The organism is Leptospira mayottensis 200901116, assembly GCF_000306675.2.
GTDB lineage: Bacteria > Spirochaetota > Leptospiria > Leptospirales > Leptospiraceae > Leptospira > Leptospira mayottensis.
In genome coordinates this window covers 92,420-107,500 of sequence record NZ_CP024871.1, presented here as the reverse complement: position 1 = coordinate 107,500, position 15,081 = coordinate 92,420, and the positions used below count along the sequence as shown (strand labels likewise).

Below are 15,081 nucleotides of genomic sequence, written 5' to 3'. Positions count from 1 at the left end.
TTTATTCAACATACCGGATGTCTTGCATCTTCCAGAATGGCGGAAGACTTCCTTTTAAAAAAAGGAATTCTACAAGAAATTTTCAGAGAGAAAGTTGAAAAAGAAAATCCGATTCAGAAAATCCTATCCACGCTATCTTCCTTCTACGGAGATCTAAATCCTGAAATTCTTCTTTCCATTTCAGGTATGAACGGAGTTTATTCCGTTTTCGAATCCTTAGATCGTATCCAAAGAAACAAAGGAAAAACGATCTGGATCAGATTGGGTTGGCTTTACGTAGATAATATTAGAATTTTAGAAAAATATACGAAAGATTCTTACGTGATCCATAACGTGACGGATCTGGAAAATCTAGAGCAATTCTTAAGACAAAACTCAAAACAGGTCGCGGGAATCATCACCGAATGCCCCACAAATCCTCTCCTTTTAGTTCCCAACTATGAAAAACTAAAATCCATCGTGGATCAATATCAGATTCCATTGATTGCGGATATTTCCGTCGCAGGTTCAGCGGTGATCAATGTTCTTCCTTACGTAGACGTCATTGTAGAAAGTTTAACCAAGTTCGCCTGTGGAAACGGAGATCTCATGATGGGATCCGTCATTTTAAACAAAGGCTCACATTGGTTTTCCGAAATCTTCCCTATATGTAAAGAATTAGTCGAAGCACCGTATCTCAGAGATTGCGAAAGGCTCGCCTATGAAATCCAAGGATACGAGGAAAGGGTTATCAAGATCAGTGCGAACGTTAAAACGCTCGCGGAATATTTTTTACAACAACCGGGTATTAGAAACGTATTCTGGACGGGATCTTCCAAAAACTTCGAAAAGATCACGAGACTTCCGGGCATACAGGCAGGAGTTTTATCGATTGAACTTTCGATTCCATTAGAAAAGTTTTATGATCGACTCACTCTATTGAAAGGACCAAGTTTCGGAACCGAGTTTACTCTCAATATGTTATATGTTTATCTGGCTCATTACGAATTAGTAATTCAGGAAGAAGGAAGAAAATTCCTAAAAGAAAACGGACTGGATCCAAACTTGATTCGAATCTCTGTCGGTATCGAAAACCCGGATCTTCTCATTCAAGAATACAAAAAAGCCTTCAAAGCTTAAGTTTCTGCTCGGAGCAAATTTTGAACTTCGTACCAGCGCCAAAGGCAGCATACGAAGCGTATAATAAGAGTTCTGTTCCAAAACCTTAAAAGCAACTGGTTAATAATCATTTGGTAATCCGTAATAAAAGCTCGGGGAGTTCCCATAAATTACGTTCCTTGGGGTAATTTATGATGTGCTTTCAAACAGTTTTTTCGTTGTTACAATTCCTATGAATTACCACATCCTAAAGTTTTAGGACAAGTTCCATAACAGAAAGCCCCTTTGTAAACCGGAAAGTCTTTCAAATTAAATTAACTGAAAGAGGAATGTGAATTTTAAACTGTGTTCCCTTTTTAGAATCGGATGAAAAATCGATTTTACCGCCCAGTTGTCTTACGAGTATATTCACAAGTTTTAGTCCGAGAGAATTGGAATCTTCCAAATCAAAACCGAAAGGCATACCGATTCCGTTGTCCTCAATTCGCATTTCCAAATTTTCATTCAATTTGGAAAGCGAAATCTTCAGCTCCGGTTTTCTTGTAATCGATTCTTCCTCCGGAAAAGCATATTTTAGAGAATTTGAAACTAATTCGTTGATAATCAATCCAATCGGAATCGCACGATTGATAGTGATATCCAAAGATTCCAATACGGTTACCAATGCAACCGAATCGGATTTTCCATAAACTTGGAAAAGTTGATTTAAAAGTTTTTCGATATAAACGGAATACTGAATTTTCCCTAAATTCTCCGATTGATAGAGCTCCTCGTGAATCATAGACATTGTTCTGAGTCGATTTTGGCTTTCTATAAAAACGGAAAGGCTTTGTTTATCCTGAACGTAATCGGACTGCATAGATAATAACGAGGAAATTACTTGAAGATTATTTTTTACTCTGTGATGAATTTCCTTTAACATAACCTCTTTTTCATCCAGAGAAAGCTGCAATTTTCTTTCCGCTGATTTGATCTCTGTAAAATCAAGAAGGGTTACAATCACGCTCGAAAGAGAAGATTCAAATCCCGGTGGAACAGACCAACGAATTTTGATATTCAGCCTCGTATTGTCGTAAACCTTAAAATCGACTTCGACCTCGTAAAAATAAGATTTTTCACGAATCTTCCTTAAAACTCTCCTGAAAACCTTGAAGTTATCCTGACTGAAAAAAAGTTTCCAATTTTTGTAAACCGCATCCGCGGATTCGACTCTCAATAAGTTTACTGTTTCTTGATTGACACCGACTACTTGGATAGAGTCAAAACAAAGCCGAACAAAATCGGGATGAGTTTCTACGTAATCCGAAAAAGCATCTCCTTGAATATCAAAAGGAAGGCTATCTAAAACTTGTTTGAGTTTGGAATAATCCGCCTCGATTATCGCAACGGGAAGATGTTCAAACAACCCCATGTATCGAATCTGACTTTTTTCAAGAGCCGCTCTTGCCTCATTTTTCTCTTGAATTTCTTCCCGAAGAATTTCGTTGGAACGAAGAAACTCGTGAGTCCTTTTTTCAACCTTTTCTTCCAAATTTTGATGGGAAATCCTAAGCTGATTTTCCGCTTCTTTTCTTTCATTCACCATACTCGCAACGAGCAGACTTGTGATCGACAATACTGCAACAAAGAATTGAAGGAGAATATTAGACACATTCATAGATTCTCCGTAGAGTTGTGGAGATTCCAAAACCATTCCCAAAATCGCAATGATGGAAGAAAGAACGACAGCTAAACTACTGGCCCTTTCTCCTAATCGAAATGCGGACCACAGAATCAATGGAACTAAAACATAACCTAACGGATAACCGAAAGAAGAAATCGGCGTAATAAAACCAAAAGAAGCAAGAGAAAAGAATACGATCAAAAGAAACAACACCGTGGATTCTAAAAATTCTTTCCATTGAGGCATTTTATAATAACCTTGAAACCAGAAAAGAATAAACGGAGTTCCGATATAAACTCCGAGCGCGTCTTTAATCCACCAAGTCAACCAGCTTTGACGAATTGAGGAAAATTCAATCTTTCCTAAAAAATACATCGAAGCTACAGAACCCATTGAACTGATCATACATACGATCGCTTCGAGAAAAATAAAAAGAAATACGAACTGAGTACGATCTGAAATTCTGTATTTGGGAATTCTACCGGAAAGAACAACCTTTCCTATATAACTTTGAAGTGCGGAAAAAAAACCGATCAAAAAACTAAGATACAAATTTTTTCCAATGCCGATCCATACTCCGGATAATAAATCCATTCCTGAACTGGAAAGGAAAGAAGCAAAAAAAATCCCAAAGATCGCGCAATTTCCCAAAAGCAAAGTAAGACCAAGCGCAACTCCCGAAGCAAGCCAAACCGGAGAAGTATAACTCGGATAAATCGAGTCGTCTCTTCCGATTTGTGTGAAAGCATAATAGATAAATCCGGAAATAAAAACGATTCCCGAGATTCTTATAATTCCTTTGAAACGAAGAGACAAAATCATCAATCCAATTAAGTTTGTTTTAAAATGATAATCGAAGAACTCATATTCTCTGACCAGCCCTTTATGATTTTCGACGAAGGATTTCATCCTTTCGGAAAAATTATCTTCCGCAATCCCATTAAAACGATCGAGGCATATTGTTTCGATACATTGTCAACTTCTTTGAACGAAATAGACGATTATTTAAAACAGGGGTATTACGTAGCGGGTTTTATTTCTTATGAGGTAGGTTATTTTTTTTTCAATATGAATTGGAAAAAAAACGAGACGGGTTTACCAATTTTACACTTTGCTGTTTTCCAAAACCCAGAAAAGCTTCCGGAAATTCAAACAGGACTTTCGCAAAACTACGGCTTTTATATTTCTTCGATGCCGAATCATGAAAACTATGTTCAAAGTTTGGATACCATCCGAGTTAAACTTTATCAAGGAGAAATTTATCAGATTAACTATACAGACAAGATTTCTTTCGATTTCGAAGGGGATATATTATCATTTTATAAAATATTATCCCAAAGACAACCAGTTGCTTATGGTTCTTGGATTCGATTCCGCGATATAGACGTACTTTCCTTCTCACCGGAGCTTTTCTTTGAGAGAAAAGGGACAACGCTTGTTACCAAACCGATGAAAGGAACTTATCAAAGAGGTAAATCCGAAAAAGAAGATGAAAAAAACGTCCGAATTCTTCTGAATTCCGAAAAAGAGAAAGCGGAAAACCTGATGATTACGGATCTAATGCGAAACGATCTTGGAAAGATTAGCAAAAAAGGAAGTGTTCAAGTCCCAGCCTTGTTTTCCGTAGAAAAGTACAAAACGATTTTTCAGATGACGAGTACGATTCGATCCGAACTTTCAGATTGGGTCGAATGGAAAGATATTTTCAGAGAACTTTTTCCGGGTGGATCCATTACTGGCGCTCCGAAATTTAGAGCGATGCAATTGATCCAACAATTGGAAAAAGCAAGGGGAATTTATACAGGCGCGATCGGAGTCATTGGACCCAATCAAGACGCAGTTTTTTCGATCGGGATCCGAACTTTGGAATTAAAAAAAGGAAAAGGAAATATCGGAATCGGTTCGGGAATCACGTGGGATTCAGATCCCGAAAAAGAATGGCTTGAAATTCTAGAAAAGGCAAAATTTTTCACAGAAGCACCACAAGGATTTTCCCTTTTCGAGACTATACTTTACAAAAACGGAATATTTTACTTTCTAAAAGAACATCTGGAAAGAATCAAAAAATCAGCTAAGATTTTTCGATTCCCCTTCTCAAAAAAAGAATGGGACACTTCTCTGAAACAAATCGCCTCAATCTCTCCCGGCCCGAACTCATATCGAATCAAAATCAGCCTAAATTCCCTTGGAAAATTTCATTTCGAATCGCACAAACTTTCGAAATTTCAAAAGGAAGGTATCTTGCAAATCAGTGAAATTGAAATTGATTCTTCCTCGGAATTTAGAAAGCATAAAACAAATTTGAGAGAAATATACGATCGGGAAGGAAAATATTCCAGAGACGCGGGTTATATCGACACTTTATACTTAAATGAAAAAAAGGAAATCACGGAAGGAAGTATCAGTAATATATTCGTAAAAATCGGAGACTCGTATTTTACTCCTCCGATTTCTTCAGGAGTTCTTCCCGGCATTTTTCGAAATCGCCTTTTAAAACGAAACGGATTTTACGAGAAAACTCTCTCTTTAGATGACTTACAAAGATCAAGCTCGGTATTTCTATGTAACTCTCTCCGAGGAATCTTAAGAGTGAAAGAAGTTCGCAATTCTAAAAAAGAATAACGTAGAAATCTAGTTGCGAAAATCAAAAAGAGCCCTAAACTTTCAAACATGAGAACTTTTCTTGGAATTTCAATTCCGGAAGAAGTGAAAGAACAACTAACCTCAATTTGCTACGGTCTTCCTGATGTACGATGGGTTTTAAAAGAAAATTTTCATATCACCTTAGTTTTTTTAGGCGAACAATCCAACGAACAAATAGATACTTTATCCGAATTTTGTTCCCAGATTTCCTTTCCGGAATTTGATTTAAACCTAAAATCCGTAGGAACTTTTGGGAAAAAAAAATCCCCTTCGATTCTTTTTACAGCTCTAAATTTATCCCCAGAACTTTTACAACTTCAAAAAACTTTAGATTTCGGCGCTCGTAGACTTGGCCTTTCTCCAGATCGACAAGAATATCATCCTCATCTTACGATCGGTCGTTTTAAAAATTCGAACGAAACAAGAGTGCTAACATATTTGGAAGAATTTGCCGGTTTTACCTCCTCGCATTTTAGAGTTTCCGAATTTCATATCTATTCATCCAAAACTTTTTCAGACGGGCCTATCTATTCCATTGAAGAATCTTTTTCACTTTTACCGTCTTACAAAAATAATAAGAGGCTCGAATCATAAGACACGAAAAGTTGTAAAATGATAGGGAATAAGGCTTGAAAGATTTTTCTGATTTTTTTCGAAACCCTCATACTTGGGATCGTGAAATTGTCGCAGTGGGTGGGGACCTTTCTCCCGAACGACTTTTATACGCCTATAAAAATGGAATTTTTCCTTGGTCGGATCAGCCGATTCTTTGGTATTGTCTGGACCCAAGAGGAATTTTCGATCTCAATAAACTTCACATTTCAAAACGATTGAAAAGGAAAATCAATCAAAAACGTTATATAATTACTTTTAACCGAGCCTTCGAACAAGTTATGCGCTGTTGTGCATACCGCCCCGGTGAAGAAACCTGGATCACGGATCTTTTTATTAAAAGCTACACCGAATTTCACAAACTAGGTTACGCTCATTCCATAGAAGTTTGGGATGAAAACGGAAATTTAGGAGGCGGGGCTTATGGAGTTGCAATTGGAAATTTTTTTGCAGGTGAGTCCATGTTTTCTTTCATTTCAGATTTCGGTAAAATCGGACTCTTTCATTTATTCGAAGCCTTAAAAAAAGATCAATTCACACTGTTTGATACCCAACAGCTAAACATTGTTACCCTATGTTTGGGGGCCTATCAAATTCCAAAAAAAGAATATCTTAGACGTTTGGAATCCGCCGTTGCTTCCGGTAAAAAATGGAATCCTCTACGTACTGTTTTCTAAAAAACGTATTTACATTTTTACTAAGGGTGTTGGACTTCTCCAATCAATCATTCTATTCAATAGGAAATTTACCAATGACCCTTTTTAAGAAAATTCTTGTACAACTTTTGATCGCCGCGATGGCTTTAACTGGATTCTCAGGACTTATCGCAGAAGAACCTACTACAGAGACTCCGAGTGAGCAAACTGAAAGTCCAAAAGAAACTAAGTCCGAAAAAAAAGGAAAAAAAACCAAGAAATCAAAAAAGGCTAAAAAAGCCAGAAAATCGAAAAAGTCTAAGAAAGAAAAAGCAGAAAGTAAAAAAGAAGAATCGGCACCTGCTTCCGAGTCTTCTACGCCTGCTGGTGAAGAGCAATAATTCTTCCTCCGTCTATCTTTTTAAAGATAGACGGGTTTTTCTTTTTGCACCGCACCCTTTCAAACCCATTTCTAAAATTTGATTGACTCTCTCAATTTTCCCCATAGCTTAATCCAACCTTTTAATTGGAAATCACTCCGGTAAAAACTCACTAAAAGAGGAATTGAAAATGTATAAAAATCTCGCGGATATGTTCATACAATCCACCGAGCAATATGGAGACCGACCTGTATTTTGGAGCAAAGGAGAAGATAAGGAATTCTATCCTACTTCTTATAAACAGCTATATGACATAGGAATCGCACTTGCTGAAGCCCTCATCCAGATGGGATTGAAAGCAAAAGAACACGTTGGTGTATTGGCCGATAACAGACTTGAGTGGATGATTACAGACTATGCCGTTCAATTTTGCGGTGCAGCTAACGTGCCTAGAGGAGTTGACGTTACCGAATCCGAGTTAGAATACATTCTTCAGCACTCGGAGGCAAAGATCGTTTTTATCGAAAACGATAAGATGTTGGAAAAGTACAATAAGGTTAAATCAAAACTTCCTAAAGTGGAAACAATCGTTATTATGGATAAGGCCTCCACCACAAAAGGAAAAAACATTCATAAAATCTACGATCTAGTCGAGGAAGGAAAAGCACTCAGAGCCAAAGGAAGCAGAAAAGCGGAAAAAAGAATCGAAGAAATCAAACCGGAAGACCTTTTTACCCTCATTTATACTTCCGGAACCACGGGAATGCCGAAAGGCGTTATGCTTATGCATTCCAATATGGTGCACCAAATGGTTCACGTGGTTCCGATGCTTCTGACGGATACAAAACCTACAGACAGCATGCTTTCTATATTACCGATTTGGCATATATTCGAAAGGGTAAACGAATATGGCGCCATTTCAAGAGGCATTCAAACGTATTATACGAAAGTGTCTGATCTCAAAAACGATCTGACAAAAGCAAAACCTTCTTTTATGGGCTCTGCCCCCCGTGTTTGGGAAAACGTTTATACCAACATCTACAATAAAGTTAACGATCCGAAACAAACCCCTCCACTCAGGAAATTTCTGTTTAAGCTCGCCTACTTTTTTTCGAAGCACTACAACGCTTCCAGAAGATTTTTGAACGGATTGGAAGTGGATTATGAGAATAGAAATATCCTAAAGTCCATTGCAATTGGAACTAAATCTCTAATTGTTCTTTTGCTAACGGGGCCTTTCACATTAAGTGCTATGGCCATTCTAGCCTATTTAGCTCTTCCCACTTATGGAGTTCGTCTTCCTAGCTGGTTTTTCTTTATGATCGCCGGCTTGGGATTGGTCTTCAATGCAAAAACTTTGGACGCGGTTGTTCTTTCTAAAATCCGCGCTGCGACTGGTGGGAGACTAAAAGGATCGTTATCCGGCGGTGGAGCGTTGCAATCGCACGTAGATAACTTCTTCAACGATATCGGAATGCTCGTTTTGGAAGGATACGGAATGACCGAAACAAGTCCCGTAATTTCAGTAAGGCCTTTTGCAAAACCGATCATCGGTTCCGTGGGATTTTTGGTTCCTAAGTCCGAATTAATGATCAAAGATGAAAACGGTAATGTGTTAACACATATCAACGATAAATTCGAGGTTCTCGCAGGTAAGTTAGGGCAAAAAGGAATCGTTTTTGTAAAAGGACCTCAAGTAATGAAAGGTTATTACAAAAATCCCGAAGTCACTAAAAAAACCATTGTAGACGGTTGGATGAACACCGGAGATATCGGATTTATTAACTTCAAAAAAACGCTTACGTTGACTGGAAGAGCCAAAGACACCGTAGTATTGTTAGGTGGAGAAAACGTTGAGCCAGTTCCGATCGAGAACAAAATGGATGAATCTCCTTTCATCAAACAATCTATGGTAATTGGCCAGGATAAAAAGGTTCTTGGAGCAATCATTGTTCCCGATATGGAACACTTAACTTTTTGGTGTAAAGAAAATGGAATTGATTCTTCCAAAATCGACGAGTTGATCAAAAATCCTAAGGTAATCGAATTCTACAAAAAAGAAGTTCGGAATTATAACAGCACCAAAACGGGCTTTAAATCTTTCGAGCAAGTTCAACATGTAATTCTCGCCAAAAAACCCTTTGAAGTAGGTGACGAATTAACAAACCTTCTGAAGATGAAACGCCACGTAATCACTGAAAAATACGGCAAAGAAATTAAGAAAATCTACGATAAAGATTGAATCTCTTTGCCGCAGGAAACGAAAGGTTCGGAGTTTTCAACTTCGAGCCTTTTTCATTTCTTTACCTACCAAAAAATTCTTGAAACTTCAAAAAGCACTCATTCGTTGCAACTTCTTTAAGTTCTAAAATTCTATGGATATAATCTTTCCGGGCGAAAATGAAAATCCGTTTTTATTATTTTGGGCTTTTATTTTTTTAAGCGGCCCCACTTTGGGAATTTTACTAGGAATTTTGACTCGATTCCAAATGGGTTTCGTAATCGGGACATTTATACCCGCTTTGATCGGTTTTGTTTTTGCGTTTCAAAATTACCAAGAATATAAAATACTTACAGATTCCAGCTCTAATCTATATCAGGGAAAAGTGATAGACATTGAACACCTGAAATCCAACGAAGAAACACCTGTTTTTCAATTTATCACAGATAAAAATAAAGTACTAATTTTTCGCGGCGGTCCTCGAGATAATTTAGAATATAAAATTAATTATCAAGTCGCAATCTTATATGATACTTCAAATAACAAAGTTATATGGACTTACAATGTATCCATTCTAAAATTTATAGCTCTTGGATTAATGGTAATTTCAACTTTCCTATTTATTATAGGGCAACTTGCTAGTATGGAAATAATTACAGATATTGCAATAGACCTAAAAGCGACACGAAAAAGAAAGTATGCAAATCCCAACAAAAATGCTAGAGGAACTTTTTCTATCATTTGGGAAAATTTTTTAAATGAAAATAAAAGTTTACCAATCGAAAAAGAAAAAGAGGTTTCACCACAGTTTAAAAGTTTAAGCTATAAACTTAATCTCATACTTACTGTTCTATTCATCCTCAGTCTTGTAATACCGGTTTTTTTCGATAACTTTCATTTAGGAATATCAATAGGATACGGATTTTTCTCTTTCAGTATCTTAGGCATGATCATAAAAGAACTTTTTAATCCGAATAGATCTTTACAAACGTGTTACGGGTTGTTCCTTTTTTGGATCATGTTATCTACTATACTACTTTTTGTAGTGACTGTATTCACCTAACAGTCAGATAAAATCAGTGGTCGCGATTCAGAATTACTAAAACTTTTGGTAACATGAATTCCTACGCATTTCTATGTTTTGAAAGAAGCCCATTTTCATTTACACGGAACTCACGTTTCTTAGAATTCGTAAACTTTTGATCAATGGATAAACTGTGCTCCGCTTATCTTGATCTTTTTATCGAGGTTCGATACTAATATAGATTTGTAAAACGACTAATAATCGGATTTAGATCGAAACAAAGATGCTACGAACGATACATTTGCATGAATTTCTTAAGAGTCTGTCTTAAAAACCTCGGAATATAGAAGCTTTGACGAGAACTTAACAGTTATAAAATATGCTCGAAAGCTTGTAGACTACCAAAGGGACGTAATTTATGGGACTATACTTTATTATGAACTTATCGAATCATTGTAACTGATTTCTTTTAAGGTTTTTAAGACAAACTCTTAATTCTTTTTGTAGTGAAGTATCGGGTCTTATCAATACTTCTTAAATAGAAGTGCAAATAACGCGCTCACCTCAAAAAAATGCAATCAACCGAACTCCGGGAACGATCTCTTCACCTTCCAGTAAAATTGCAGGATCGTGTAAGGTAAGAATTTTGGTTCCTTTCTCGCTCAAGATCCGAACATACTCGATAAAATCCCGATTTCGTTTTAAGGAAAAAGCCGCTTCACTTGGAAGTCCGATTCCGTTCTTACACGGTTCAACAAAATAACATTCATCGCCCGTAAATAGAAGATGTTTATCAGACGTCGCAACCCATTCCAATGCCTGTGATCCGGGAGTATGTCCTCCCGCAAAAAGAATCCTCATTTCTGGCAATAAAGAATACGTTCCGTCAAACGAATGAATACGACCGGTCTTTATCAAAACGCTTAAATAAACGGACTGGTTGGGAAAATAAGATTGTTTTTTAAGAAGATCCAAATCGTGATTTTGAATGTGTAAAATTGCGGAAGGAAACAAAAAAATTCCTCCCGCATGATCAAAATGAAAATGCGTAAGCACAACGTCTGTGATTTCTTTTGAATCGATTCCACATTTTTTCAAAAGTTGATCCGGTCTTTCAAAGTGAACGAATCCGAATTTTTTTCTGTAAGAATCATTTAAAAAACCAGAATCAACGAGAATATTTTTCCCTGGAATCCGAATGAGATAGAAAAGATAAGCGATCTCACGACTTCCTTTATCTTCTTCTACATTTAAGAATCGGTCCGGATATAAACCCTTTCCGTAATTGAACGCATAAAGACCGAAACCGGACTTACAATTTTTAGGTTCCTTATCATTTGAACGATTTGCATCTTGATTTCCGGAAACACAATTTAGAATTAAAAAGGCATATATAAAAACTCCGAAATGAATGAATTTCATTTCAACGTCTCTATAGGTCCACTTGTGATAACGGAAAAACCTTTTTGAAGAGGAGTCCTAAATTGCATTAAAATTCCCTTATGAAGATGGCCCGACAACAACATCCAAGTCTGTAAATTTTCGAGATATTGAACGTTGTAGTGTAAAGGATAATCTACTGGAATTTTTTCTCCATCTGGAGATCCGTATTCTTCCTTAGTTCCGTTTTGAATTGTTCTTAAAACGATTCCTTTTTTATCCGTGGGTAAACTAAGCAAGTTATCTCGAAAACCCTGAGTATAAGAAAAATAATCTTCGATATTGGATAAATATACGACTCGGATTGGAATCTGCAATCTTGCTGCTCTTTCTCCAACGGATTTCATGCTTTTTTCGGCATTGATGTCGCCTTTCAAAACTTGAATTCTCCCTTGAAGAACCATATTACGAACATAGGCATATTCTTTTTTGGAATGGATAAAAGTCTTAAGACCGAATCTCTCAGAGGTTCGGTCGAGTTCGTTCCATCTTTGAGGAATATCGGATTTACCTCGATGTGCTACTTCCCACGCTTCTTGAATCAAAGGCCACTCGGAATCGTTTTCCCATTCTTTCTTTATAAGTTCAAAAGAGGATCTTTTATTTTTTCGGGACCAAAGTTCCCGATACGCTTCCGGATTAGAAGCAAGTTTAAAAAATAAAAGATGAATCCGATTGATCAGACAAATTGTATAATCAAAATCCATCAACCATACATACTTACTTTTCGCCCAAGCGATGAAGGTAAAATTCTGATCGGTTCCAGCACCGAGATAACCGCCTTCTAAATTTTCTATATAAGGTTTGAAAAGATCAATCCTGAGTTCGTTCGACGCAGGATAATGCCTCCCCCCCAAATCCCTTGAATTGAACTCATCGATTTTCAAAGGAGCTAAAAATAATTTTTCATTGTCCTCAAGAGGAGGAACAATCCAGGGATCTTTTGAAGGGGATGTTTTACAGAACGAACCGTGAATGATAAATCCCATCAAAACAAACGGGACCATTTTAGAATGAAACATAAAACCTGATTTACTTCGAGTTGAGTTTATACCAGTTCAGCCATTCGTTCCGAGAGTAAAAGTTCTTTCCTGTGATCGATGAAAGAGAAGTTATTAAAAGTTTAGAATTTATATCCCGGTCTTCATCTAAAATCCTTATCAAAACGGGAATACTTGCCTGTTCCTTTCGTTTTCCTAACTCGGAAATCGCAATCTGCTTTAAGGAGATATTTTTCTTCTGTGCAAAGTCCTCTAAAATCTTCCGGGACTCCTCTCCAGGAATCGATGCAATCGTAGAAACGACAACCAATGCAGAATCCGGATTGTTTTCCGCAATTTCGACAAGAACGGGAAGCGCTTTCGGGGAACCTAATAATCCGAGCGATTCCACAGCTATCAAAGAAAGCTTTGAATCAGAGGACTTGGAAGCCAAAATCAAATCATCCAAAGCTTCGACCGCATGTAAGATGCCCAAAGACCAAGCCGCTCCATATCTACCTTCCCCTTCCGATTCTTTGAGAACATTCAATAAAACTGGAATGCTTTTTTTATCTCCTAGATAACCGAGAGAACGCCCAATCATTTCTCGGTCGGGCAGTTTAGAGTTCGTGAAATTTTTTTCGATTGCTACGCGCGCCGAATTAAAATGAATTCTTCCTAAAACCAAAGCAGCAGGCGCAACTGCATTCGGATCGCTTCCTTCAAGGACTTTCAGAACTTTGGGTCCGGTTTCAGAAGAAGGAATTTCCGAAAGAACATTTACCGCACGATAGCGAATGTCCCGATTTTTATGCTTTAAAATCGGAATCGTGGATGCAATCGCGGTTGAACTGTTTATCTCAATCAAAGCGTTCATACAATTTTCACTTCCCTTATCAAAATCCCCTGCAAGTCCTTGGATTAAGATCGGAACAGCTTTTTTACTCGAAATTCTTCCCAACGCAAGGTAAGAAGCAGCTAATGTAGGAGACGGTTCAGTGGTTTGTGCGAGTTTTATCAAATACGATTCCGCAGAACGAACTTTAAGTTTTCCTAAAGCCATCGCATACGTTTTTGCAAGTTCGGGATTTTGGTTTTTATTGGCTAAATTGAGTATAGACTCACCGGAAGAATAGGCTCCGATGCGAACCAAAGCATCGACCGCAATTAACCTCAAAGTAGAATCTTGAGATTGCAAAAAAGGAAGAATCACTTTAGCGGAGGAAGCATCCTTCATCCTTGCAAGAGCTTCCAATACTATATCAGGAGTAACACCAGATTCTTTTGAAAATAGTTTTACGATTTCCGGAATAGATGTTCGGTCCTTCCAAGCGCCTAACACAATTGCGGCTGTTCCTTTTACGGCAGGGTTTGTATCAGTTTTAAGTAAATTCCGAATCTTGTTCAAAGAAGATTTATGGGATCTATTATAAAGTTCTAAAATAGATTGTGCTCTAATTTGAGGATTTTCGGAACTTAATTCTTCTTGAATTCTTTCCAAGGGAATTTCTTTTCTTTCTTCCGGGACCGGTAACATTTCAGGCCTTGGCGGCCCCTCACAACTACATAAAATTAACATACAAAGTAATAATAATCGCATTAATCCTCTCCTAAATATATCTTTGAACTTGGATTTGTGAAACAGAAAAGATTACGAGCGGGGAATTTGGCTCTGAACCTGTTTTAATTCCGAAAGCTCGTCTTTCCAATCTATTAAATCTTGTTTGGCAATTTCTATCTGATTAGAATCCAACTTTTCTTGTTCAATCGTATATTCGATTAATTGAATTCTAGATTCCAATTCCTCGATCCTGTAATTTATGTAAACAAGCTGTTCTTTCGGAGTTACGTTCGATTCGGAAGAAAGCTTGGGTTCTTTTCCAGGTTCCGAGTATTTTTCCAAAAAACGAACGGATACATTTCTGGATTCCACGTCTGCAAAGGTGTCCAATCTTTCTCTTAATTCTTTTTCCTGAGCTTCCGTCAAAGGAGGTCGTAATTCCGCAGGAATGTACAAATTTTTCGGATACCTCGCTATAAAATCCGTCCACTCCCTCTGAATTTCTTCTTTTTCTTCAGGAGTCATTTTAGGACGAAATGCTTCAGGCCAAAGTTTTTTCGCCTGAACTTCCAACTCAGGATCCTCATTAAAAGGATGAGGTAAGTCGGGATAATAAGGATCCATTTCGGAATAATATTTGGTTTTTAAAATCGTATCTTCCTCAGAGTTCGAAAGAGATTTTTTTTTCAAGTTTTCAGGCCAAAAGACCAAAAACAATATTAAAAAAATCGTAAGTAAAGTAACTGTAAAAAAAAGTTTCCTTTTGAATTTCATAAAACTAACTTCCAAATAGAAGAACGTCGCCTTAAACAAAAGCGACGTTC

Annotated in this window: 12 protein-coding genes (1 of these 12 running past the window's edge); 7 read left to right on the top strand and 5 right to left on the bottom strand. The window is 37.3% G+C overall.

Translation table 11 applies throughout. The features are described 5' to 3' along the window. Nucleotides 1-1,119: the 3' portion of an aminotransferase class I/II-fold pyridoxal phosphate-dependent enzyme gene (locus LEP1GSC190_RS00475; protein WP_002763482.1), read on the top strand. Its footprint begins 375 nt before the window's first position; 1,119 of the gene's 1,494 nt are visible here — the last part of the coding sequence; the start codon falls outside the window, past its left edge; its stop codon occupies nucleotides 1,117-1,119. 283 nt (nucleotides 1,120-1,402) lie between these two features. Here the strand turns inward: LEP1GSC190_RS00475 and LEP1GSC190_RS00470 are convergent, their stop codons facing one another. Beyond that, nucleotides 1,403-3,577, bottom strand: coding sequence for an MASE1 domain-containing protein (locus tag LEP1GSC190_RS00470; protein ID WP_002763496.1), 2,175 nt, complete (start codon nucleotides 3,575-3,577; stop codon nucleotides 1,403-1,405). A 30-nt stretch (nucleotides 3,578-3,607) separates the two neighbouring features. Between LEP1GSC190_RS00470 and pabB the strand changes: the two genes are divergently transcribed. The 6 genes from pabB to LEP1GSC190_RS00440 all read left to right on the top strand — a co-directional run bounded on the left by pabB (nucleotide 3,608) and on the right by LEP1GSC190_RS00440 (nucleotide 10,315). Further along, on the top strand, nucleotides 3,608-5,383 hold the full coding sequence (pabB, locus tag LEP1GSC190_RS00465) for an aminodeoxychorismate synthase component I (protein ID WP_036047623.1): 1,776 nt from the start codon (nucleotides 3,608-3,610) through the stop codon (nucleotides 5,381-5,383). 48 nt (nucleotides 5,384-5,431) lie between these two features. Next, on the top strand, nucleotides 5,432-5,998 hold the full coding sequence (gene thpR / locus LEP1GSC190_RS00460; RefSeq protein ID WP_002763501.1) for an RNA 2',3'-cyclic phosphodiesterase: 567 nt from the start codon (nucleotides 5,432-5,434) through the stop codon (nucleotides 5,996-5,998). A 35-nt stretch (nucleotides 5,999-6,033) separates the two neighbouring features. Next, on the top strand, nucleotides 6,034-6,693 hold the full coding sequence (gene aat, locus LEP1GSC190_RS00455) for a leucyl/phenylalanyl-tRNA--protein transferase (RefSeq protein WP_002763506.1): 660 nt from the start codon (nucleotides 6,034-6,036) through the stop codon (nucleotides 6,691-6,693). A 74-nt stretch (nucleotides 6,694-6,767) separates the two neighbouring features. Beyond that, on the top strand, nucleotides 6,768-7,052 hold the full coding sequence (locus LEP1GSC190_RS00450) for a hypothetical protein (protein WP_002763509.1): 285 nt from the start codon (nucleotides 6,768-6,770) through the stop codon (nucleotides 7,050-7,052). Nucleotides 7,053-7,221: 169 nt separating this feature from the next. Beyond that, nucleotides 7,222-9,273 (top strand): AMP-dependent synthetase/ligase, encoded by a 2,052-nt coding sequence (locus tag LEP1GSC190_RS00445; RefSeq protein ID WP_002763495.1) that lies wholly within the window; start codon nucleotides 7,222-7,224, stop codon nucleotides 9,271-9,273. 133 nt (nucleotides 9,274-9,406) lie between these two features. Beyond that, the gene (locus LEP1GSC190_RS00440; RefSeq protein WP_004279810.1) at nucleotides 9,407-10,315 is read left to right on the top strand and encodes a hypothetical protein; all 909 of its coding nucleotides are present in this window, start codon (nucleotides 9,407-9,409) and stop codon (nucleotides 10,313-10,315) included. A 525-nt stretch (nucleotides 10,316-10,840) separates the two neighbouring features. Here the strand turns inward: LEP1GSC190_RS00440 and LEP1GSC190_RS00435 are convergent. From LEP1GSC190_RS00435 to LEP1GSC190_RS00420, 4 genes are all read right to left on the bottom strand, one after another. Further along, nucleotides 10,841-11,698, bottom strand: coding sequence for an N-acyl homoserine lactonase family protein (locus LEP1GSC190_RS00435; RefSeq protein ID WP_002763518.1), 858 nt, complete (start codon nucleotides 11,696-11,698; stop codon nucleotides 10,841-10,843). After that, complete coding sequence (locus LEP1GSC190_RS00430) at nucleotides 11,695-12,738, bottom strand: LIC_10091 family lipoprotein (RefSeq protein ID WP_002763508.1); 1,044 nt, start codon at nucleotides 12,736-12,738, stop codon at nucleotides 11,695-11,697. Before LEP1GSC190_RS00430 ends, LEP1GSC190_RS00435 begins: the two co-directional genes overlap by 4 nt. 10 nt (nucleotides 12,739-12,748) lie before the next feature. Beyond that, nucleotides 12,749-14,233 carry a HEAT repeat domain-containing protein gene (locus LEP1GSC190_RS00425; protein WP_002763487.1) on the bottom strand — a complete coding sequence of 495 codons (1,485 nt, stop codon included), beginning with the start codon at nucleotides 14,231-14,233 and terminating at the stop codon, nucleotides 12,749-12,751. Between the two features lie 114 nt (nucleotides 14,234-14,347). Beyond that, on the bottom strand, nucleotides 14,348-15,031 hold the full coding sequence (locus LEP1GSC190_RS00420) for a hypothetical protein (protein ID WP_002763504.1): 684 nt from the start codon (nucleotides 15,029-15,031) through the stop codon (nucleotides 14,348-14,350). Between the last annotated feature and the right edge of the window lie 50 nt (nucleotides 15,032-15,081).